Annotated in this window: 19 protein-coding genes; 13 read left to right on the forward strand and 6 right to left on the reverse strand. The window is 50.1% G+C overall.

The window, feature by feature from the left end:
- The first annotated feature begins 708 nt into the window (after positions 1–708).
- From ACN0YR_RS09700 to ACN0YR_RS09750, 11 genes are all read left to right on the forward strand, one after another.
- Entirely contained in the window at positions 709–1,464 is a 756-nt protein-coding gene (locus tag ACN0YR_RS09700) for a flagellar hook-basal body protein (RefSeq protein WP_417849013.1), read from the forward strand.
- A 2-nt stretch (positions 1,465–1,466) separates the two neighbouring features.
- Positions 1,467–2,264 carry a flagellar basal-body rod protein FlgG gene (gene flgG / locus ACN0YR_RS09705; protein WP_417849014.1) on the forward strand — a complete coding sequence of 266 codons (798 nt, stop codon included), beginning with the start codon at positions 1,467–1,469 and terminating at the stop codon, positions 2,262–2,264.
- A gap of 54 nt (positions 2,265–2,318) precedes the next feature.
- A complete protein-coding gene (gene flgA / locus ACN0YR_RS09710; protein WP_417849015.1) occupies positions 2,319–3,356 on the forward strand; it encodes a flagellar basal body P-ring formation chaperone FlgA in 1,038 nt (345 codons plus the stop codon).
- A 274-nt stretch (positions 3,357–3,630) separates the two neighbouring features.
- Positions 3,631–4,266 carry a flagellar basal body L-ring protein FlgH gene (locus ACN0YR_RS09715; RefSeq protein WP_417849016.1) on the forward strand — a complete coding sequence of 212 codons (636 nt, stop codon included), beginning with the start codon at positions 3,631–3,633 and terminating at the stop codon, positions 4,264–4,266.
- 76 nt (positions 4,267–4,342) lie between these two features.
- Entirely contained in the window at positions 4,343–5,467 is a 1,125-nt protein-coding gene (locus ACN0YR_RS09720) for a flagellar basal body P-ring protein FlgI (protein WP_417849017.1), read from the forward strand.
- A 281-nt stretch (positions 5,468–5,748) separates the two neighbouring features.
- Positions 5,749–6,021 (forward strand): rod-binding protein, encoded by a 273-nt coding sequence (locus ACN0YR_RS09725; protein WP_417849018.1) that lies wholly within the window; start codon positions 5,749–5,751, stop codon positions 6,019–6,021.
- Between the two features lie 42 nt (positions 6,022–6,063).
- Complete coding sequence (locus tag ACN0YR_RS09730) at positions 6,064–6,588, forward strand: hypothetical protein (protein WP_417849019.1); 525 nt, start codon at positions 6,064–6,066, stop codon at positions 6,586–6,588.
- Position 6,589: 1 nt separating this feature from the next.
- Positions 6,590–8,563 (forward strand): flagellar hook-associated protein FlgK, encoded by a 1,974-nt coding sequence (gene flgK, locus ACN0YR_RS09735; RefSeq protein WP_417849020.1) that lies wholly within the window; start codon positions 6,590–6,592, stop codon positions 8,561–8,563.
- Between the two features lie 54 nt (positions 8,564–8,617).
- Positions 8,618–9,547, forward strand: coding sequence for a hypothetical protein (locus tag ACN0YR_RS09740; protein WP_417849021.1), 930 nt, complete (start codon positions 8,618–8,620; stop codon positions 9,545–9,547).
- Between the two features lie 156 nt (positions 9,548–9,703).
- Entirely contained in the window at positions 9,704–10,027 is a 324-nt protein-coding gene (locus tag ACN0YR_RS09745; RefSeq protein ID WP_417849022.1) for a hypothetical protein, read from the forward strand.
- Between the two features lie 332 nt (positions 10,028–10,359).
- Positions 10,360–11,664, forward strand: a complete 1,305-nt coding sequence (locus ACN0YR_RS09750) for a formylmethanofuran dehydrogenase subunit B (protein WP_417849023.1) — start codon at positions 10,360–10,362, stop codon at positions 11,662–11,664.
- A gap of 127 nt (positions 11,665–11,791) precedes the next feature.
- Here ACN0YR_RS09750 and ACN0YR_RS09755 read toward each other — a convergent pair whose 3' ends face one another.
- From ACN0YR_RS09755 to ACN0YR_RS09770, 4 genes are all read right to left on the reverse strand, one after another.
- Positions 11,792–12,832 carry a hypothetical protein gene (locus tag ACN0YR_RS09755; protein WP_417849024.1) on the reverse strand — a complete coding sequence of 347 codons (1,041 nt, stop codon included), beginning with the start codon at positions 12,830–12,832 and terminating at the stop codon, positions 11,792–11,794.
- A gap of 294 nt (positions 12,833–13,126) precedes the next feature.
- Positions 13,127–13,867 (reverse strand): ribonuclease PH, encoded by a 741-nt coding sequence (gene rph / locus ACN0YR_RS09760; protein WP_417849025.1) that lies wholly within the window; start codon positions 13,865–13,867, stop codon positions 13,127–13,129.
- A gap of 130 nt (positions 13,868–13,997) precedes the next feature.
- Positions 13,998–14,774: a 3-methyl-2-oxobutanoate hydroxymethyltransferase gene (panB, locus tag ACN0YR_RS09765; protein WP_417849026.1), complete on the reverse strand. Its 777-nt coding sequence runs from the start codon at positions 14,772–14,774 to the stop codon at positions 13,998–14,000.
- A 223-nt stretch (positions 14,775–14,997) separates the two neighbouring features.
- Complete coding sequence (locus ACN0YR_RS09770) at positions 14,998–15,996, reverse strand: NADPH:quinone reductase (protein WP_417849027.1); 999 nt, start codon at positions 15,994–15,996, stop codon at positions 14,998–15,000.
- Positions 15,997–16,470: 474 nt separating this feature from the next.
- Between ACN0YR_RS09770 and ACN0YR_RS09775 the strand changes: the two genes are divergently transcribed.
- Positions 16,471–17,760: a PQQ-binding-like beta-propeller repeat protein gene (locus ACN0YR_RS09775; RefSeq protein WP_417849028.1), complete on the forward strand. Its 1,290-nt coding sequence runs from the start codon at positions 16,471–16,473 to the stop codon at positions 17,758–17,760.
- 102 nt (positions 17,761–17,862) lie between these two features.
- Here ACN0YR_RS09775 and ACN0YR_RS09780 read toward each other — a convergent pair whose 3' ends face one another.
- Both ACN0YR_RS09780 and ACN0YR_RS09785 read right to left on the reverse strand, forming a co-directional pair.
- Positions 17,863–19,317 (reverse strand): DUF1501 domain-containing protein, encoded by a 1,455-nt coding sequence (locus ACN0YR_RS09780; protein WP_417849029.1) that lies wholly within the window; start codon positions 19,315–19,317, stop codon positions 17,863–17,865.
- Between the two features lie 112 nt (positions 19,318–19,429).
- Positions 19,430–22,471 (reverse strand): PSD1 and planctomycete cytochrome C domain-containing protein, encoded by a 3,042-nt coding sequence (locus ACN0YR_RS09785; protein WP_417849030.1) that lies wholly within the window; start codon positions 22,469–22,471, stop codon positions 19,430–19,432.
- Positions 22,472–23,014: 543 nt separating this feature from the next.
- Between ACN0YR_RS09785 and ACN0YR_RS09790 the strand changes: the two genes are divergently transcribed.
- Positions 23,015–23,398, forward strand: a complete 384-nt coding sequence (locus tag ACN0YR_RS09790) for a hypothetical protein (protein ID WP_417849031.1) — start codon at positions 23,015–23,017, stop codon at positions 23,396–23,398.
- Positions 23,399–23,408 lie beyond the last annotated feature (10 nt).

Below are 23,408 nucleotides of genomic sequence, written 5' to 3' on the forward strand. Positions count from 1 at the left end.
ACTTTGCACTCTCAATCAAATTCATTGCTGATCTTCTGACGCCCCTGAAACGAGTCCTGTTTGACGTTTCGATGGACGTTAAGACTTACCGGTCTTATCGATCTGGGAAGCTTTTCCGATGAGGCAAAATGGACGCAGAATACGTTTGAAACGAGCGAAGAGTCCTTCTCCTCACGCTTGCGTAGAAACACGCAATCGAAGAACTGGCAAGAGAAAACGAAGCAACGCACAGCAGATAGAGCAGTTTGCTCTACCGTGTGCCCGTGAAGGACGCATTTCTCTAGAACTGATCCTGAAACCTGAAATTGCTCTCTCAAGCATTGAGAAAAACGGTGATTCCAGAGATTTCGGACTGGTTCTAGTAAAAATACTGTTCGCCACGAGGCAGAACCTGCAAACCAATTCGAAGGATGCTCTAGCCTGCTCCACTACGACGGAAGTGTACTTTTTCCAAGAACTCAACTGCAGTGGGGACGGAACATTCAAAGATGAGTCGAGCATGATCCAGTCGAAAGATTTTCCGCCTTGCGTGGAAAGCTCTTCCGGGAATCAGACTGAACTTTACGCCGCTCACAGCCGGAGCGAACTCGACAAGTCATTAAACCGTCAAGCTTTATCGTTATACGTAGGGTTCGTCAGGCAAAACATTTTCGCCCCTGGCACACTCTGTGCAAATGCTCAAGTGAATGACTGGAAAGGAATTCAATCATGCTTCACGGAGTTTACGGAGCCGCCGTTACGATGGACGGTGCGGCGCGGCAGCACGAACACATTGCAAAGAATCTGGCTCATTCGCAGATTCCCGGGTATCGCCGCACTCAGCTGACACAAGGGACGTTCGACGACAGCCTGCAAGAGACCACCGCTGATCTCATTGCCCGCTCGTCAGCCGGAACTCGCGGCCTGGAGGAGTCTCACGATTTCACATCCGGACCGCTCGAACAAACAGCCCGTCCATTAGACATTGCAATTCAAGGAGAAGGGTTCTTTGTCATCGGTGAACGAGACGAACCACTCTATACACGCAACGGTTCGTTCACGATCGATCAGCTGGGAAACATTGTCACCAAAGATGGTCGAACGGTTCAGGGAACCAATGGCCCCATGACCCTGCCAATCAACACGACAGTTGAAGATGTCGTCGTTGATCAAGCTGGGCGAGTCTCTGCAAATCAGATTGAACTAGGGCGAATCAAGATTGTCCAGTTTGAAGACAATGGAAAACTGGTCAACGTCGGCACCACCCTGTTTCGAAATCCCGATAATTCCGGTTCAGAGATCACCCAGTTGGATGTTCAGAACACTCGACTCCAACAAGGGAGTCTCGAGAAGTCAAACGTCCACCCTGTGCAAGAGCTTGTTGAGCTGATCGCTGTGCAACGTCGCTACGACGCCGCCTCACGCACGCTTCGGACTCTCATGAGAACTGTTGAACAACGCATCAATCTGCAACGAGGAACTTAACCATGCTTCGCGGACTTTACACCAGCGCCACCGGAATGAAAGCACAGGAACTGCTGCTTGATAACACAGCTAACAACCTGGCAAACGTCAACACAACCGGATTCAAACGCAGCCACCTCGACTTCGCAGACCTGCTGTACTCGACGCTGCAACAACCGGGAACTGAAGTCGCGGCGGGACAGGTTGCTCCCACTGGATTGCAAATTGGAAGCGGGGTCCGTGCTACCGGAACAACGAAAGTCTTTACCCCAGGGACGTTTGAACAGACTGGGAATTCACTCGATGTCGCCATCGAAGGCGACGGTTTCTTCAAGGTTCAACTTCCCAATGGTGAAGTCCGCTATACACGAGACGGAGCGTTTCGACTGGATAACAATGGGCAATTGGTGACCACGAATGGATATCTGCTCGATGCTGGAATCACGGTCCAGGACGGTATCAGCATTACGAAACTCAACATTGGCGAAGATGGAACTGTCAGCGGTGTGCTTGAAGGTTCTCCGCAGTCGGCAGTGCAACTCGGTCAACTTCAACTGGCCCGATTTCTTAACTCTGCCGGACTTTCCAGTGAAGGGGGCAACCTCTACGCAGCGACCCCTGCATCTGGAAATGAAGTGTTAAGCAATCCGGGAGAAGCGGGTGTCGGGATTCTTCGCCAGGGATTCCTCGAAGGTTCAAATGTCGAAGTTGTTACCGAGTTAATCTCATTGATTTCAGCTCAGAGGGCATACGAAATTAACTCACGCGCAATCCGAGCAGGTGATGAAATGCTCTCAACGACATCAGACATCGTTCGCTAAGAACCTTTACGTTCTCAGTGTCCGTGAAGCTGACTGTCATGCCAGGAAAATGAGATGAAAAAACGGATGTTTCAACAGATGAGTTGCCCGATGAAATTTGGACTTGTCATTCTGATTTTCGGATCGATATGCCATCCGGTCGTTGCCGAAGACGAACCGTTGCAAATTACACTCGCTTCAAATGTTTTGGTCAACCGGGTCGATGTCACACTCGGTGATGTCGCGCAGGTTCGAGGGGGTGATTCAGTTCAATTACGGCAAATCAGGAGCATCGACTTGCAAAGACTCGACGATGAGAAGAGCTGTATCCTTTCGGCGGAATTTATTCGCTTGCGATTGATCCTCGCAAATTACACCGAGGATCAATTGCAATTCCGGGGGGCCGATCAGGTGATCGTGCAGCTCGACGAACAGAAAACATCTATCGAGCAAGTTATTCAACAGGCAATTGAGCGGGCTGTCTCGGACCGAGTGGAGTATCCCATCAGTTCAGTTCAGGTTCGGATTCTGCAACCAATTCAACGACATTGGGGGATCAATGTGAGCCAACTTGCGACGCTCACGCCCAAAATTTTACTTCCAGAGGGAGCGATTCTAGGACGGCAATCGATTGTCGTACACCTTCAAGATCAAGATCGTCTATTCGCGACAAAGTCGGTCCCGTGTGAAATTGCCATCCTGCAAGATGAGTTGAGACTCACTAAACATGTGGCTCGCGGAGAGGTCATTTCAGCAGAAAACACTGTACTCAAAGAGCGTTTTCTAACCTCATCGACAGGGCATCTCACACTGACAAGCGCCCTGGGACGCCGCGTGAGAAGGTCCATGGAAGTTGGAGAGCGTCTCAGCTCACATGACTTGCTTCCGGAAAATGAAAACACGAACAGCGAAATTGTCATCAAGTCACGATCAGCGATTCGACTCATTGCAAAGATGGGTCAACTCGAAATCATGGTCCCAATGGCAGAGGCGCTCCAGTCCGGAAGAGTTGGGCAAATCATTCGAGTGAAGAACCTCCAATCAAATCGAATCGTCAACGCACGTGTCGTCAACGCTGAAGAAGCTGTCGTTGACTTGGGCTTTCGGAATTAGAGCTTCGTCTTCTGAATCGTTAATCCTCACAAGACTACCAGCGTACGTCATATCCGAAAACGCGATACAGCAAATCTAACATTGGCGTTCGGGTTCTGCCGTGTGTTGAGCAATCGATGAAGTCATAAAGGTGACTTTCTCGGGAAAAACAGGCATTGAAAACACTCTAGAACCAGTCCGAAAACCTCTGGAATAGCCGCTGTTCTCAACGTTTGAGAGAACAATTTCAAGTTTCAGGATCAGTTCTAAAGAAGTCTCAATGAAAGAGATGATCATGATTCACTTACACAAAGCATTCTTGCTCGCTCTGGCTTTAGGGACAACGTTCTTCAATGGAGGAGCGGTACTCCAGGCGGAGTCGATCTGGGCACGTCGGTCCGACGAAAACTCGTTGTTATTCTTCGATTCTCGTGCCCGTCGAGTAGGCGATTTGGTCACCGTGCTGGTTTCGCAATCGACCGACGTCGACAGTCGTGAAGATCGTGCAATGAAAAAATCGACACAGGCTGGTACCAAATTTGATTTCGATGCCGAAACTGGTGGCGGACTCGGGACAAAGGCAGCCAATGCCGCTTTTGATCTGAACTCGACCTCGAATCGAGAGTTTGATGGCGGAAGCAACTATCGTAGCGAACAGGGATTTACTGACCGCATTACCGCGACTGTCACAGAAGTTCTGCCGAATGGAAACCTCGTGATCTCCGGACAACGAAATGTCCAGGTCGCCGGTGAAATGCGAGCTTTAACCCTGTCGGGAGTGATTCGTTCAATCGACCTCTCACCTCAGAACACCGTGAATTCTCGCTTCATCTCTGATTTTCATTTGACCTATGAAGGAGCCGGCCCGACACAATCCTTCACTCGACAAGGCTGGCTGGGCAGATCAGTGAATAAGTTATGGCCCTTTTAAAACAGAGAATGAACCGAAGACTGCCCCTACTTCGCCGCCGTTCTCTCACTTTTCCTATTTCGATGCCGAGGTATTTATGTTTCGTCGATCTTTCATCTTCAACCTCTTCCTCGTGACGGGACTGATGGGTACATCGAAACTTGCAGCAGAAGTCCGCATCGGTGACCTGACAAATGTCGCAGGTGTTCGAAAGAATCAACTCGTCGGAATGGGGCTGGTAACAGGTCTCAACGGGACCGGGGGAAAAAGCCCTGTCACTCGGCGATTCGCAATGAACATGTTACAGCGATTTGGTGTCCGTTCCGACCCCGATTTACGTACCCGCATTGAGAATGACACCGCTCAAAAGACAGACAATATCTCGGTCGTTACCGTAACTGCTGATCTCGACAGCTTCTCAAAAGAGGGGACTGCGATTGATGTTCTTGTCTCGACTTTTGACGATGCAGAGAGCTTACAAGGTGGACAGCTCATCCTCACTCCCCTTTTTGGGGCAGATGGTCAAGTCTACGCAGTCGCCTCTGGACCGATATCGATAGGGGGCTTCAGTTTCAGTGGTGAGAGTACCAGGGTTCAGAAGAATCACCCGACGACCGGGCGAATCCCAAATGGTGCGACCGTGGAACTGGAAACCTGCTCGGAACTAGGAGTAGATGGGCGGGTCCGATTTCTCCTCAATTCGCCCAGTTATGAAACCGCTCGGAGAACAGCGAACGCAATCAATCAAGTCTATCCGCAATCCGCATTCGCCATCGATGCCGCCACGATCGATGTCATCATTCCGTTTTCGTTACAAAGCACGGTCAGCGATTTTGTCGCGAATTTGAGTAATCTGACTGTTACTCCAGACATCCCTGCCAAAGTCGTGATCAATGAGCGAACAGGGACGGTCGTCATCGGTGAACACGTCCAACTTTCACGAGTGCTGATAACACACGCGAATCTGGTCGTTTCCACTGCAGAAACACCGCTGGTTGCACAACCTGCTCCATTTAGTCTGGGTGAAACGGTCGTTGTGCCGAGAACGGAAGTGATGGTCGAAGAGGAAGACAATCCAGTTTCGGTCATTGAACCAACAACGACTGTCGGCGAACTTGCTCAGGCGTTAAATGCCCTGGGAGTCGCACCGCGAGATTTGAGTTCCATCTTCCAACAACTGAAAGAGTCTGGTGCTCTGCATGCGGAGCTGGAGCTGAAATAACGTTAGAGCACATTGGGTCCTTCTCTTCTCGTGAAGAAACGGTTCCTTCAGGATGAACACTTAACTCCACAATGCAGATCGCAGACAGGATTCGATTCATTTCAGAGACTTGTGATTTTCAACATTCCTCATTGTTTGAGAGAGAAACCTGAAGTCTCAGGACCATTCCCGCAATGCTTACATGCTGAGTCCGATCTAATTCTCTGCTGCTCGCCTGGCATCCTCCATTCTCAGATCGTTCCAATCACCGAATATTCAAATCTTAACTCCATCAACTCATCATGCTCACATCACCTGTACTCATGCCACATTCCTCGCTTGAGCAACATGACTCGACCAAGTCACTACAGTCTTTGAAGGTCGGTCGTGAAATGGAAAGCTTGTTCGTTTCAGTATTGCTGAAAGAGATGCGGCAAGCTGGGGGCGAAGGAGGGCTTTTTCCCGGTGATAATTCAGACACACTGGGAGGAATGTTCGACATGTTTCTGGGTCAGCACATTGCGGAGTCCGGTGGAATCGGACTGGCAGCCTCTCTCGAAAATGTATTGAAATAATTTTTGAACGCCAGTTTCAAATCACTCATTCAAGGATGAAAGATGATCGATACGCCATTCCAGCCAGACTTTCTTCAACGAGTGAAACATCACGTTGAACGAGAAGAATCTCTTTTGAGTCAGCTGCAACAGGCTCTGCGACAACTCGGGAGACTGCGCCCCAATGACACCGGATCAGCAACGAAAGAAAATCTGCTTCGTGATCCGTTGCTTCTCAGCCAACTCTCCGCGGAAGCCGAGTCGCTATCCCGGTCACGCAGAGAACTGAGAATCGAAGCTGCGAACAGTCTTGGCATCACAACAAAAGAAATTCAGTTTGCCAGCTTGTTGAAGCGACTCGGGACTCCGAACGCTTTGGAAGTCGCTGAATCAATCAGACAGGTCCGAAAGAATTTGACGCGGACATTGGGCATCTTGCAAGCCAGCATACGCTCGCTGTTGATTGAACGCCAACTTATAGAAGTCTCACTTGAAGCTTTGGGAGTCGGGGTGATTCAAGAGAAGTACGACGAGTCGGGCGGGCGTTTGACAATCCACCCGGAGTCTCATCTCGAAACGAGGTCATAAGATGCTACACATTGATGTTGGACTCAGTTCTATTCGTGCCAGTCAGCAAGCGCTCTATGCGATTTCGAACAACATTGCGAATGCAAATACTGAGGGCTACCACCGGCAACGCGTGGAGCTGATCGACAGAAACCCGGTCACGATTGGATCAATTCAAATCGGCTCGGGTGTTGATGTCGACAGCCTTACGCGATTGCGAGATACCGCGACTGAGGCGTCGCTGATCTCAACGAAATCAAGACATGCCGAATCTGAAAACACGCTACGAATCCTCGGTCAACTTGAATCCGCGTTGCTCCCCAGTCGTGGTTCGCTCATCTCTTCTGTCTCCAATTTCTTTAACGAGATTGAGCAACTCGCTGCACAACCATCGACAGTGACGATTCGTGACGCAGCGATCGCTGCAGCTGAGGATGTGGTCAATCAGATCAGTCGACTCGACACGAGACTGAATCAACTCAGATCAAACAATGCGATTGCAATTCATGAAGAAGTCAACGCGATCAATCAGGAAACGACTCAAATCGCAGACCTGAATCGAGACATCCGAATCCAGACTCATTCCGGATCACAGCCGAACACACTACTCGACCAGCGAGATCGACTTGTCTCTCAACTTAGCGAGCGTGTCGACATCTCTCTTCAAAGCTTTCTGGTCAATGACAGCCCACTCGTCGCGGCGGGCGGATCGATCATCATCGCTGAGAAGGCGACAACACTTCGCGCAGAGACATCTGCCGACGGACGCGCGACCGTACAAACAACGAACGGTGGCGCAACGGTTGTCCCGACCTCTGGTGCACTTCAGGCGATGCTAGCAGGTCAACAAACGATTGATGAAATCCAACAATCGTTGCACGACTGGGCGAATGAATTTATCGCCACGCTCGACGCCATCCACGCCAGCGGTCAAGGACACAACTCACAACCTGGATTCATTCAAGGAGTTCGCGAAGTTTCAGCCCCATCGATTCCTCTCGATGAAATCGCCACACCATTTCCTGTTGAATCAGGACGTTTGTTCGTCACCCTCACAGAATCGGCAACCGGACAGCGAACAACGCATCAAGTCGACATCGATGTCACCAGCGACTCCCTTGATGATGTTCTCAGTCGACTCGATACCATTCCCCAACTGACGTCTATTTACCAACCAGATACCGGAAAGGTTGCCCTTCGAGCAAACGCTGGATACTCCATCGACTTTGCTGGGGGAATTGATGCAGTCCCGGCGGCTTCGAATCTGACAGGATCAGCCTCGCCGAAACTCTCCGGTTTCCCTAAATCATCTGAGAACGCAAACTGGACCGCCACTGTCAGCGGTTCAGGAACTGTAGGAACAACTCCTGGTCTGCGTCTTGACATCACGAATTCCGTCACTGGCGCGACAATCAAATCTCTCGACATCGGAGAGAATTACCTGCCTGGTGAAACTTTAGCCATCGCCGATGGAATGAATCTCTCGTTCACATCTGGCACTGTCGTGAATGGTGAGAATTTTGCCTTTGACATTGTTGCGAAGCCTGATGAAACGGGAATTCTAGTCACCCTTGGTTTGCAAACACTCTTTAGTGGAGAAGCTTCAACCGGTATTGGCCTGAATCCGCATGTGCAGGAATCCCCTCTGAACTTTGCAGCGTCTCGGACTGGGGAATCTGCGGACTCCAGTAACTTAAAGCGAATGATTCAACTTCGTGAGTCTGTTCAATTCGTCAGTCGCAATGAAACGCTTGAAGAGCGAATCACAAGCATTTCAACAACAACCGCGTTCCGAATCCAGGCTGAACAAGCAAACTTCGAATACCTGAACGAACAAAAAAATCACCTCGAAAATGTTCGCGATTCCGTCTCTGGTGTCGACCCGAATGAAGAACTGCTCACCATGCTGGAATACCAACGACAGTTTCAGGCCGCTTCTCGTTTCATCACAGTGGTTGACGAAGCGCTCGACGAACTTCTGCGATTTATCAATTAAGAATCGGTATCCGCTGGTCTCCTCTTTTCACTTCAACCTGTCTACGAGAATTCCATGACGCTCCGCATTACTCCTCACCGACAACTTCAACTGAGCCAGTTGCACACTCAGGGACATCTGTCCAAATCGAACTTGTTGCAAAACCAAATTAGTAGCGGAGAGCGGATTCATCGACCATCTGAAGATCCCGAAGGTCAACGGACGATTCTGAACCAGCAAGCTGCAATTGCGAGACTGGAAACTCAAGTTGCCTCGATTCAGTATTCACGAACGTATTTGCATCAAGGAAATGTTGAACTACTCGACGCGAACCAACTGCTTGTGCAAGCGAAGTCGTTGGCGTTAGAAGCACGGCAATCGACAGAACAAACGGACCTGAATGTCATCGCGAGTGAACTCGACGGATATCTGCAAACATTTGATCGCATCGCAAACGCGAAGCTGGATGGACGCTACCTCTTCTCTGGAGCAACGAACGATATCCGACCATTCTCGGGAATTGTTGAGGGCCCAACGCAATACAACGGAAGTCAGACAAATGGAGAAGTTGTCCTCGCGAGTGTCGATGACATCGCGGTTTTCCTCCCCGGCGATGATGTATTCCAACACCTCAACGAATCAGGAGACGCTCGGATAGACGTGTTCGAAACGATCCGGACACTCAGAGATGATTTGCGAAACAGGGCAAATTTTTCGCAAGAAGAATGGGGATCGCGTATTGATCAGCGAATCGATGAATTACAACAGAGCAGCGACCATGTTCTGAATGTGATAGGTGAGCGATCCGTTTCGCTTCAACAGTTTGACCGGCTGCAAACTCGGGCGGAAGACCTCAAACATGAAGCTCAAATTCTGCTTTCGGATACGCAGAGTCCCGACTTTGCCACCGCCGTGATTCAACTCCAGGAAGAACAGAATCTTCTCCAGTACTCTTTGGCAACCGTCACCAGAATCTTTGACCTTTCTGTTCTTGATTATTTGTAACAACCTTTGGACGTTGAGCATACGTTCGTTTTTGCCTGTCCGTGACGGGTGCTTTCCATGAGTTGAATCCACGATACGCACCAAACATCTCACGGACTTTTCAACTTGCATTTATTACGAAACACTCCTTGCCTCGCAAAAATGGATCACCTCGCTATGAGTATCAAGCAGTCACACCATCAGGCACACACACATCCCAGGCATCATCACTTAAAGAACGACTTTGGTCTTACTGCGATTCTTAACTTACTCGAAGACAGCGCAGTTGAAATGGACGATGTAATTCGGGGACTCGGGAAGTCCGAAACATTGTCAACGCTTGTCCGAGCTGAAGCAGAGTCGGTGGTCAAGGCAAGTGTTCTCAGTCGAGAAGTGAAGTCGCTCAAGCATGCTGTTGCCCTCTTGGGTTTAAATCGATTGCACGCTTTGCTGATCGCCCAAAAGACATTACAAGATCAAGAATTCAATAAATCCGCCTAAGTGCGATGACCAACAATCCACGCAGCCATTGCCATCGTGCAGCGAGCTTCACAGGAACAGAAAGTACGTAAATATCCTCACGGCAATCCCGAAACTTTGATCTACACCGAAATCGACGAAGCTCAAGTTTGAAGATTACTCCCTGCATCTTCACTCGGCGAATTGCAGTCATTCATTTTCTTCGGTATGAACACTCTTAAGAAAGTGAATTGCCTTCAGCAGGTCGACCTTTCGAACCAGGCGAATAAAATCGTTTGGAAAGTCATCCCGAAACATTGAAAAATGCGGCGGTCAGAATCCGCAATTCATTCCCCCGCAAACAAGGCAATAACATGCCAGACTCTTCCTCAACAGCCCAACTTGAGATCATTCAAGATGTCGCCTGCACTTTGTGCGGATGCGTATGTGATGACTTGCGCATTGGCATTCAGGAGAATCAAATCCAGACGATCAAAAACGCTTGTGCGCTCGCTGAGCCCTGGTTGCTTCGCCAGAACCAGCGACAGCAGCAACATCCAGAAATCAACGGAGAACCAGCCTCGCTTTCCGAGGCATACCAGACAGCTGCAGAACTGATCCGTAATTCACGAAACCCATTGGTGTCTGGTCTTTGTTCAAGCAGCGTTCTGGGGCAGCAGGTTGCGTGCGAATTAGCGGACCGTATTGGAGCGGTCATCGACACGACCGCTTCGACTTCTCACACCGCGTCAGTCATGGCTCTTCAACGGATCGGAGAAAGCACCTCCAGTCTGGGAGAGATCAGGAATCGCTCAGACCTCATCATCTTCTGGGGATCAAATCCTGCCGAGAGTCATCCTCGACATCTGGAACGATTTTGCGGCACAACTCTCGGAGATGGTCGCAAAATTAAACGTTACATCATCGTGGTCGATACTGTTCTGACTGAAACGGCGAAACAGGCAGACCTTTTTATTCAGATCAATCCGGGGCAAGACTTCGAAGTCTTGTGGGCTTTGCGGGGACTCGTGAATGGAATCGAACTGACCCAATCAGAAATTGGGGGTGTGACATTACAAACCGTCGAAGAACTGGCCGAGCGAATGAAGGCATCGCAGTATGCTGCTTTATTCTTTGGGCTGGGGTTGGCCCAAGGGACTTTGCCACACTCGCAAGTCGAAGCAATTCTCAGCTTAGCCACGGACTTGCATCAGCATACACGTTGCGTCGTCCGAGGCATGCGGCGATTTGGTGAGGCCGGAGGGGCAGCGAATGTGCTGAGCTGGCAAACTGGTTACCCATTTAGTGTCAATTTTCATCGAGGTTATCCACGCTATAACCCGGGCGAGTACTCAGCAGCTGACATGCTCTCTCGGCAGGAACCGGATCTCGCAATTCTGGTCGGAACCGATGGCCTCAGCCAACTCCCACAAGAAGCGATCAACTGGTTAAGGACAATCCCCACAGTGATGCTGTCTCACGAGGATTGCGAACTTCCATTTCAGCCCACAGTCTCTTTCCCGGTCGCCACATGCGGTGTTCATCTTTCAGGCACCACCTACAGAATGGATGACACACCTATTCCTCTCCGCCCGATTCTCGAGACAAAGCTGCCTGATGATTCAACAGTTCTCCGCGAACTCATCAAGCTCGTTCAGAATGTCGTCGCGGAGGAATAGTTTCTTGAAACGACTTCCAGGATTTACTGGTTCGTCCTGCTTCAATGTGTCCACCGATGCAAAACCTGCGGAGTGACGACGAATGGGAATTCACAAATAATACGCGGCGCTCACGCTCAAAGAGCGATTACTTGAGGCGAGGGACACGAATGAGTTGCAGGCTCGGTTCAAACAGCCACAAACGGTCTTCGTCTTTCTTTTTGCCAAACCCTTCGAGGCCGAAATAGGCTGGCTGGTAGTTTGTGCTTCCATCCGGGAACGTTTCTAGACGTGGCCCGAACATCTTTTTGAACTTCGCGATTGCAGGATCATTCGGGGAAGAAAATGCTCCAACCGTGACGATCGATTCGTGCCTGTCGTGCCAGACGTAAGCATCAAGATTATTATAGATATTTTGTTTGTCGAAGTTACCTCGCAAGACTGCGACAAGCTCTCGCGAAGCGAGACCTGCGTTGTCCAGATCGTTGTCCTTTAAGAAATCGGTAATCCCTGAAGTATCTTTACCGACGACCTTTTGCTTTCCATAAAATCTGGCAACAACAAGAGTGTATTCACCTCGGTTTTCTGATAGCGAGTAATTTTCTCCGCTATTCAGCTTTGCAAGCAGCGGATCACTTGTGCTGCGAGAAATTTCATCCGGTGAGAGCATCGGATTGATGGTGAGAAAAGCGCCACTCAATGGTGTTGGACGGGCCTTGGTCGGTGCGAATTTCACACCCTGCTGTAAACACTTTGGATTCAATTTCTTGATCCACTTCAACGAGTCTTGAGCAAGGTTGTCGTTGATGTCGTTATAGTTCCCCGCCAGGACAAGAACTGTTCGGACCCTGCGGAGATTTTTCCTGACCTCTTCGCGACCAACGCGGTCTGTCACGGTGACACGTTCCTGATCCGGATCATGGATATAAACGTAAGCCGGCATTCCTTTTTTTCGCAGCTCCAGAATGAGCTCATGTGCCGCTTCTTCCGGTGACTTTCCGGACTTCGTTACCCCTTTGGGATCAGTCGTATGAAAGGTCGCCACACTCACCATCCAGGGACCACGATTCTTTGTCAGCTCATATTTTTTCGAAGGATCTGCTTCGATGCGAGCTGCCTGCGATTCAGTGACCGAGCCGATAAACAGTGCGAACGCGACAGTACAAATTAAGAGTCGTTGTACATTCATGATACCCTCCGTGGCTTTGGATGAATGAACGCCAAGGACGTTCATACTACCAGCGGACACATCCTGTGACTCAACTGGCCATTCTTAGTTGAACTCGCTCTAACGAAACCTCAATAAGATCTCGAACTCTCAGTGAATCAAAATGACCCCAAGAGTCTTGCTAGAACACTTTCGTGCTTTTTTGTGTGCGTGAAGAGCGCTTTTCATGTGAGGAATTGCGTCTCTCCACGAGACAGTCCGCGTACACTTTTTCAAAACTGCTGTAGTTCTTCTTGAAACTTGGCCCGGTTTCTATCAGCTTTTTGAAGATGTGTCCATAGGCCATCTGTCACCGAGCGTATCTCGTTGCATCTGTGTGAGTTGCGCAATTCCAGACTCCGCCAGGTCAAGGAGTTCATTGAGCTGCTGCCGACAGAAAATCTCACGTTCGGCCGTTCCCTGGACTTCAATCAGGTTTCCTGTCCCGGTCATGACGGCATTCATGTCGACTCCAGCGTCATGATCTTCAGGATAATCGAGGTCGAGCACAGGGACGCCATCCACGATTCCGACACTGACAGCTGCCACACTTTCTGTGAAGACGTTTTTGGGCTCGAAGGTCGGATCTTCAACTTCATGGAGGGCGTCAACCAAAGCGATGAAACCTCCAGTGATCGCAAGGGTTCGTGTTCCGCCATCCGCTTGAAGAACATCGCAGTCAACCGTGATCATGCGAGGGCCGAGAGCTTTGAAGTCGATGACAGCCCGCAGACTTCGTCCAATTAACCGCTGAATTTCTGTCCCGCGCCCATCAGCTCGCCGAGACTTCCGGGGAGCTGTGCTTCCGGGAAGCATATTGTATTCCGCAGAGACCCAACCTGTCGGGTTCTCTTGGGCTTTTTTCCATGGTGGGAGATCTTCACTTACACTCGCTGAACAGAAAATGGTTGTATTCCCTGCCTGAACCAGAACTCGCCCCGGAGCTGAACCGAAATAGGGACGTTCAACACGCAAAGTACGAAGCTGATCGGCGGAGCGCCCATCGTGACGAGACATTGATTTTCCTTAAATTTCAAAATGGCAAAGGGGAGCAGTCTACGCTCTGAAAGAGAGCCCCGAAAGACCGAGCATTCCTGAATTCAAAACATATGAGAATCTGTGCTCAGATCGTTTCCTGCATCTGTGATCAGTGGCTATGTGACTCATCCGGAAATTTCCGTGCTTGCACATCCGCGATGTATTCTTTTGTTGCTTCGAGGGCGATCTTGCGGACATCGGCGTACTTCTTCAGAAATTTCGGCTGAAACCCTGAGAGACCAAACATATCGGGGCCGACCAACACCTGACCATCGCAGTGTGGTCCCGCTCCGATGCCGATTGTCGGGATGGAGATTTCTTCTGAAATCATTTTTGCGATGTCTGCCGGAATCAGTTCTAACACAATGGAAAACGCCCCTGCCGACTCCGCAGCTTTTGCGTCAGCGAGAAGTTGATCTTCATCACGCTGAATGGCGGACATTTTTCCCAGCTTGCGAACTGACTGGGGCCGCATCCCGACATGGGCCATTACAGGCAGGTCGCATTCCGCCAACTTTTCAATCGTCCTGGCTTGCTTGACTCCCCCTTCCAGCTTGACAGCACCGGCGCCGGTCTCTTTAAAGATCCGTCCCGCATTTCTCACCGCCTGCCTTGAACTGACCTGATACGACATAAATGGGAGGTCGACAATCACCAAAGCTTTTTTAACCGAGCGTGCGACGATCTCTCCATGATAAATCATCTGATCCAACGTGACCGGGAGAGTCGTATCATGCCCTTGGACGACCATACTCAGAGAGTCGCCTACTAAAATTGAGTCAACTCCAGCTTCGTCCATAATGGAAGCCCACAAACAGTCGTATGCGGTGAGCATAGAGAGCGGTCGTCCGGCCGCTTTCGCATCGACAAACTCAGGAACATTCATTCAACGAACTTTCTACTTTAAAAAGGAAGCTTCTATCTTTAACAAACAAGATTTCTGACGGTGTCGCAAATTGTCCTGCGACACGGCACTCACGATGAGACGCAGCACTCAGCCTGCGAACCGAGTCATACTACGAAGACACGTATACTGTGAAGACACGTATACTGCGAAGTCGGGCATTTTGCGACGCTACACGGTTTGCGATGCGACTCTCTTTGGGACGCTAGGTTGTGACGATAATCTTACCAACCAGTGAACTGGCACCACCCAGAGTGTTCGCCTCTTGAATTTCGTGAGCTTTCTGGGCTTCTTGCAATGTTAGAGTTTGACCGATCAACGGTTTCCATTGTCCATTTTCGAACCATTGATTCATGTCGATGGCACAAGCAAGTTGCTCTTCAGGAGTTGCATTGAACATTGCAAATCCAAGCAATCTTAAATCGTTGACGTAAAATTGCCCCAGTGGAAACTGCGGTTCGGCATCCCGGCCCGCCATCAGAATAATTCGTCCCCGTTTCTTCATCATGCCGATTGTTCTGGGAAGGGTGGGCTGTCGCTGCGTTTCCCACCACAGATCGATCCCGCCATTACTCTCACAGTACGCTTGAATCTCTTCGTCCAAAGAATCTGATCGATAATCAAGGACAAGATCAGCTCCTAACGATTTTGCCAACTCTCGCTTTTCAGGAGAGCCTGCAGTTGTGATGACTCGTGCTCCGTACGCCTTGGCGAACTGCACGACCATCGATCCGACTCCGCCGGTTCCTCCGTTAATGAACACGATCTCATCCTGCTGAAGTTGTCCGTGAAGAAACAACCCCAGGTGAGCAGTGATTCCGGTCAATGCTCCGGCGGCAGCTTGTTCATCGGTCATCTTTGCGGGCGTCGCATACAACCAGTCTTCGTGGACAGCCGCATATTCTGCCAACGTCCCTTGTCGTCCAAACAGACTTTGATTGCTGCCCCAGACTCGATCTCCGACTTGAAAACGAGTCGTTCCCGGACCGACCGCTTCAACGGTCCCGGCAAGATCGCACCCGGGGATGTAGGGAAACTCAATCGGGAGTGGAATCGCCCCACTTCGAATGTAAGTATCGATTGGATTCACAGCCGAGGCAGCGATCCGCACGAGAACCTCACCATCCGCTGGGACTGGCGTTGGTTGTTCACCAATTTGAAAGACTTGAGGGTCGCCCTGCTTTTCGATGAATGCTGCAAGCATAAGTATCACCCAGTTTGAAGTTTGTTGCGAGGAGATGTTCGTCCGGTTGCGGATGTCATCATGATTCTATGTGATTCCGAACGAATCGAAACCGCTACGAGCGTTTCCAGCAGCGATTCGGCAGTAATGATCAAATCAATTCTTGCGGTTGCAACTATTTTACAGCTTTCACCCAGAACGTAAAATCGATTCACACTGAGAGATCGACGAAAGTTTGTATCACTCCCAACGACTGGAGTGTTCGGGTGGACGTCTGCTCAAGGATTCTCCGAATTGATTGAAAGAGACCCATTTCACAGGTGCTTTTGGAACAAGCCACCTGTTACGATATCGGGGATTTCTTATAAAATCGAAGTCCAAACCCTATACAGTCCTTATCCGGGAACCTGTGAGACAGAGTTTTTTCTCAGTGTTTGAGAAGCCAAGTTCAGTTTTCGGATCAGTTCTAAATCACTTCATTCCAAGGCGTCGATTATGACGAAGTTGATTCGACTCTTGCTACTTGTCGGTTGTTGCTTATCGACTGCTATTGTCGCAGAAGCCCAAATCTCAACATCGGGCGGAATTCCGGACGAAACGCTATTGAACCGCTACGGACTCACACTCTCATGGTGGGGGCGGTCGATCATTGACGGAAACCGGGACACCATTCTGTTCGTGACTGCTGACGAACAGAATATCTACATGCAATCCTCTTCCGGGATCCTGACAACGTTCAACGGTGAAACAGGTCGGCAACTGTGGTCCACCCTCGTCGGTTCTCCGGATCAGAGAGGTTTTCCCGCAACGACCAACGATGAACAGTTACTGGTTACCGGGGGCATGCAGATCTATTCCTTCAACAAGGATACCGGCGATCTGCTCTGGCAACTTCGCTCTCCTGAACACCCTTCAGCCTCTCCATCTATCAATGATTCACAATTGGCAATCGGATCAATTGATGGAAGTGTTTACGCTTTTGACCTAAATAAAGTCCGCGAACTCCATGACGAACGAATGCTTCCTCGCTGGACGCACTTAGCACAAATGTGGCGATTCAAAACCCCTCTCGCAACGGTTTCTCCTCCGATCCTCACTGGAGATATGATCGTTTTTGCGAGTGAACAGGGAATTGTTTATGGACTTTTCACAGAAAACAAGAAGCTCAAGTTTCAGTTCGAAACGGACGTAAGGATTCAGACACCGCTAGGAAGCAGCCGAGACGAAATCCTCATTATCAGTGAGGACTCCAGACTGTTCTGCATCAATAAAGACAACGGACGGACACGATGGACTTTTTCCAGTGGCGCCCCAATGCGTAATCCCGCTCGAGTGATCGGTCAGCAAGTCTTTGTGACGCCCACACGTGAAGGGATGAGTTGTATTCATCTCAAAACCGGCCTGCTCTTATGGGAACAACCAAGGGCAATTGAGTTTGTTGCAGCGAGCGAAACTCGAGTTTATGCATCCGATCTCAACGGAAACCTGCTCATTTTAAATCGGGGAACAGGTGAGAAAATCGGACAACTTCAGTTGAGACATTTCAGCAAACGGATCAACAACGAACGGACAGATCGTATTTACCTCGCTGATGAAGCTGGGATGGTTTTGGGGATTCGTGAAATTGGATCAGAGTACCCTTCTTTCCATCTCTACCCGGAACGTCGCCCGATCCTGCCATTACTTGGACCTGAAGATGGCGAAGAACTTCCGATGAAAGATGCGCCTGCAGATGGAGATGCGCCTGCTGAAGAAGCTGCCAAAGAGAACCCGTTCGAAAACTAGAGCATCTTTCGAATTGGTTTGCAGGTTCTGCCTCGTGGCGAACGGCAATTTGATTGATGAGACGCGTTCTTCGCGGACGCACGTTTCGGTCAACGCACATTTTCAGGAGAGAATCTCGTTCACAACATGTCCGTGGACGTCGGTCAAACGGAACTGGCGTCCCTGGAATTTGTATGTGAACTTCTCGTGATCGATTCCCATTTGATGCAGCCACGTTGCCTGTAAATCGTGGACATGAACTTTGTTCTCGACGGCGTTGATTCCGAGATCGTCGGATGCACCATAGCTGAGACCGGGCTGAATTCCGCCACCCGCCATCCAGACAGTGAACGCATACGGGTGATGATCACGCCCCCAGCGTGGACGGTTGTTGATATCCCCCTGAATGAATGGCGTCCGCCCAAACTCGCCTCCCCAGATAACGAGAGTTTCATCGAGCAGCCCCAGGCGGTCTAAGTCCTGGACCAGTGCGGCGCTCGGTTGATCAGTATCCCGACATTGATTGTAAAGCTCAGTCGTGAGTGAATTGTGTTGATCCCAGCCTGCGTGCATCAGCTGAACACATCGAGTTCCTCGCTCGACAAGGCGACGGGCAAGTAAACAGTTGTGTGCAAATGTCCCGGGTTCATGAACCTCCGGTCCGTACATCTCCAGCGTCGCCTTCGTCTCGCCTGACAAGTCGGTCAGTTCGGGAACGCTGGTTTGCATTTTGAAAGCCATCTCGTATTGAGCGATACGGGTCGCGATCTCAGGGTCCCCAAACTCTTGAAGTTTGAGTTCGTTGACCTTGGAGATGTCATCAAGCCAACCGCGCCTCATGGATCGGCTGACCCCATCGGGATTGGAGATGTACAACACCGGATCACCAGTTCCACGGAACTTGACTCCCTGGTATTTCGAAGGAAGAAATCCGCTTCCCCAGTAGAAATCATAAAAAATCTGACCGCAGGAAGTCCCTTTGCTGATGGATGTCATCACAACAAAAGAGGGCAAGCTGTCCGACTCTGAACCGAGACCGTATGTGAGCCAAGCTCCCAAGGTTGGGCGACCGGGAAGTTCGCCTCCGCTGAGCAGAAACTGAATTGCTGGTGCATGGTTCACAGCATCTGTCTGCATGCTTTTCACAAAGCACAATTTATCTGCGATTTGCGCCGTGTGCGGTAAGAAGTCACTCACCCAGGCTCCGCTTTCGCCTCGCTGCTTAAACGGCTCAACAGGAGCCAACATCAATTTCCCATCCGCCTCACCAGTCATCGTACTGAAGCGTTTCCCCTCAACGTAGCCGTTGGGGAGTGGTTGACCGTGCAACTCTTTAAGCTTTGGCTTGTAATCAAAAAGGTCGACATGAGTTGGCCCACCGTTTTGAAAGAGATAGATGATTCTCTTCGCCTTGGGAGCGAGATGAGGCAAGCTCGGCAGTCCCCCAAGCGGAGCAGCATCCCCGAAACCGTCCCGGTTCAATAATGAAGCCAGCGCGACCGTTCCAATTCCGGTCGCTGACTTTCCGAAGAACTGCCGGCGAGTGACGTGCAATCGATTTTGATAAAGTGGGTCCATGATCGTTTTAATGGCTCTACAAGTTTTTGAAATCTTCAGGATGCTCCAGAATGTCAGGGGCGCTCATGCGAACGTCTTAAGACAATGCGACTCATTCCGTTCTCCCGCAAAGTCATTCTTTCGATAGAGTCTCATCGAGATTTAAGATCGCCAGACAGAGCGAAGTCCAACTCGCATGCTCCACGGCATCCAATGACTGGTCTCTCTCAGACTCACCGATTGCTAGTATTTCGGCTGCGTACTCAGGATGTGATTTGTACTCACTTCGAGAACGATTGAGCCCCGCTAATAAAATCGTGGCCTCTTCTTCACCCGCACTTCGGGCGAGCGTCCGTTGAAAAACGTGTTCCAATCGATCCCGGTCAGATTTCGTATCGAGTTGCAGAGTCTTTTCAGCCAAGGCTCGGCCAGCTTCAACATATGTCACGTCATTAAACGTCAACAACGAGTGCAATGGCGTGTTCGTCCGGAAGGCACTCACCGTGCATGTTTGTCGAGAGGAGTTGTCAAAGAAGATCGATGGCCCAATAATTCGCCGCCAAAACACATACAGGCTACGTCGATACAATGCTTCGCCATGGTCTTGCACATATTTCTTCTTGCCGAAAGTCGCCTCTTCCCAAATTCCGGGAGGTTGATAAACATTCACGGATGGTCCGCCTCGACGCTTCGTGAGCAGTCCACTCACCGCGAGCGCCTGATCTCGAATCATCCATGAAGGCAGCCGATATCGTGGAGCACGTGCGAGGAGACGGTTCTCGGGATCGCGTTCGAACAAGCTGGGTGTCACTTTCGAGGATTGCCGGTAAGCGTGACTCATGACCATTTGCTTGATTAAACGTTTCACGTCCCATCCGGAATTTCGAAAATCCGCAGCTAACCAGTTGAGCAACTCTTCATGGGTCGGTAACTCACCCTGAACTCCAAAATCGTTTACTGTTTTGACGATTCCAATTCCGAAGACCTGCTGCCAAAACCGATTGACGACCACACGTGCCATCAGTGGGTTCTCATCAGCGACAAGCCATTCCGCCAGTGCAAGCCGATTTTTCGTCGTCTCTGCTGGCATCGGTGGTAAACTCGTTGGGCTATCAGCTGTGACGACATCTCCCGGAGCATTATACAATCCGCGGGTGAGTAGGAACGTTTCCCGAAATTCCGGTTGATCTTCCATCACCATCACCTTCGCGACGGCTGCCCGAACAGAATTGAATCGTTTTTCAAGATCAGTCACATTCTTAGAAAGCTTGACATGCTGGGAATCTTCATTTTGATGAGTCTGTCGAAGAACTTTCTTTTGTTCTTCAGTCCTCTTCTCGATTGGCGTCAGCAATGCAAGTCGCAAGCTTTGGTTGCCAGCCTCATCTAGCTTTGGGTGAGGGACGGTCGCTGTTGAAAGTAAAAAACGACCGATATTGTGGCTCGCATGCTGAGAGTCATGCCGCAACACAATCCGCAGTTCCGATCCCTGAATCGCTTCAACTGGCTTTTCAAATTGAAAGACAGCGGCATGGTCACGATCAACCGGCTTTCCATCGTAGACTGCCCAACCTGACTTCAAGTTGCCATCGAACGCTCCCGTCACTTTGAGGCTCCCCTGTTCGAAAGAGGCCTCTGCTGACTGAATCTTCACAGGCGTTTCATCATCACCATTTACCAGGAAGACTTCGAGTTCGGTCAGGACAAAATTCCCGCTATTCGACCGTGCCAGTCCTCCCTGAAAATGTGATTCATGCCGAAGTGCATCGAGACGCAAGCCGGTGAGCGATTGTGGAGCGAGCGGGGCAACCACCTCGTAAGTGTCGTTCTTCGGGTTCGGACCGCTTGCAAAAATCGATCCATCTTCAAGCTGTTCTAACTGCTGATGTTCCGCACGAACCGACTTGGCAAGAAGAGGAGTCCAGGTTTCGGACTCTTTGAGCGTCTCCAGCTTTGCAGCTTCCCAGGTGGACCGTTTTGTATCGAGTTCCTTCGAATGCATCGCCAACTCACTGCGAGCAACTTTGAGTTGCGATTCAAGCGTCTGCATCTGTTTCGTTTGCTCAGCCGTGGGAGCGAGAAGAATCGGCTTTGTTTGGGGATCACCACCAGCGCCGGTCACCGGAGTCTGATTGAAGAAGGCGAACAGGCTGTAGTAATCTTTCTGAGAGAGTGCATCAAATTTGTGGTCGTGACAGCGGCAGCAATTGAAGGTCAGCCCCAGCCAAAGCGTGGCTGTCGTCTCCGACATGTCCATCACATAATCAACACGATTTTCCGCAGCGATCCGGCCTCCTTCACCATTGATCATATGATTGCGGCAAAATCCCGTAGCCAGTTTTTGCTCGAAGGTTGCATTCGGAAGCAAATCGCCAGCGATTTGCCAAGTCGTGAATTGGTCGTACGACAGGTTGTCGTTAAAAGCGTTCACCACCCAGTCGCGCCATGGCCACATTGTTCTTTCACGGTCCCCCTGATACCCGTTTGAATCGGCGTACCGCGCAGCGTCCAACCAGTTCCAGGCCATCCGTTCTCCATACGCTGGCGAAGCCAACAGTCGATCCACCAGTTTTTCGTACGCATCTGGAGATTTATCGTTGAGAAACTCTTCAACTTCCTGTGGAGCTGGTGGAAGACCTGTGAGGTCCAAAGTGACACGCCTGATCAGCGTCGTCTTCTTCGCTTCGGGAGATGGAGTCAACTTCTCTTGTTCAAGCTTGCGACGAATAAAGGCATCGATCGCATTTCGAACCGGAATCTCAGCGAGGTCATCAACCTTCGGGACTTCTGGCGAGACAATCGGAGTCCATGACCAATGCCGCCCCCATTTTGCCCCTTGATCGATCCATTTCCCCAGACGTTCAATTTGCTCTGGTGTCAATTTCCGATTGGAATCAACAGGTGGCATCCTCAGGTCGTCGTCTCGCGAATTCACACGTACGAACAATTCGCTCTCATCGCGATCTCCGACAATGATCGATGACAATGCACCGTCGTGCTCATCCAATCGCAAATCCGCCTGCCGTTGTTCGGCGTCGGGACCGTGACAATGAAAGCAGTTTTCGGAAAGAATCGGCCGAATGTCACGATTAAAATCAACAACATCGTCAGCCACAACTGAGGGATCGTTGTTGGCAGCCATCGCGACGAACAGAAAACAGAAAAGCCAACGCATTTGCAAATCCGAAACGGGGAAGTTTTGTTCGAGTCTCGCAGCCAGTTTGCGATCCTCAAATTCGATGGAGTGTGTCTTATGGGATGCCTACGGAAGGAATGAAATTGTACCAGACAAGCTGAATAAGACGAAGAGAACTCGAAATCCGCCCAATGCTCTGGGACTCATTTCGAATTCAGGCTCTTATCGATACCACTCATTTTCTCTTATTAAATCATCAGAGGAACGCGGAGCGGATTCGTCAATTCGAAACTCATCTTGCGGCACGAGCGACGATTCAATCTATTGTATCCCTCCATCGATGCCGTTGTTGAATTAGAGACGTTGAATCAGAGTTCGCATCCGTATCATGAATGGTGCATTTCATCGAAAGCGGTAAAAGAAAGTCTTGCACCACTCGAAACTTCTGGCATGATAGCACGAACATCGATATCGAGTTGACGGTGAAGCTGACCTCGCAATTTCAATCAGCCTCAGCGAGTCCGGTTCAGATATTACAGCTAGCAAAAATCAATACACTCAGAATTTCAAAGAGATCAACAGATGACTAAACAAGTCAAGTTCATAATTCCCCTGATGGTGCTCCTCTCGATGTTAACGGTTCAGCTGACAGCCACAGGTCCGGCACTCGGGGCTGATGACGATTTGAACATCAAGAAGATCATGAAAGTCGCTTTCAAAGGTGATCTCGTCCGCAAGGTCGGGACAAATAAAGCGACAGCTCAAGAGAAAGAAGAGCTGTTGAAACTGGTCAAAGCGATGCAAGGTATGAAGCCTCCCAAAGGTGACTCGGAAAGCTGGACAGAAAAGTCTAAAGCCCTGGTTGATGCAGTTCAGGCTTCAGTCGATGGCAAAGAAGATGCAGCGATGTTACTGAAAAAAAGCACCAATTGTGCTGCATGCCATAAATCACACAAGCCAGAATAGAGCAGCACTT

This window comes from Thalassoglobus sp. (assembly GCF_048270125.1).
Classification (GTDB): domain Bacteria; phylum Planctomycetota; class Planctomycetia; order Planctomycetales; family Planctomycetaceae; genus Thalassoglobus.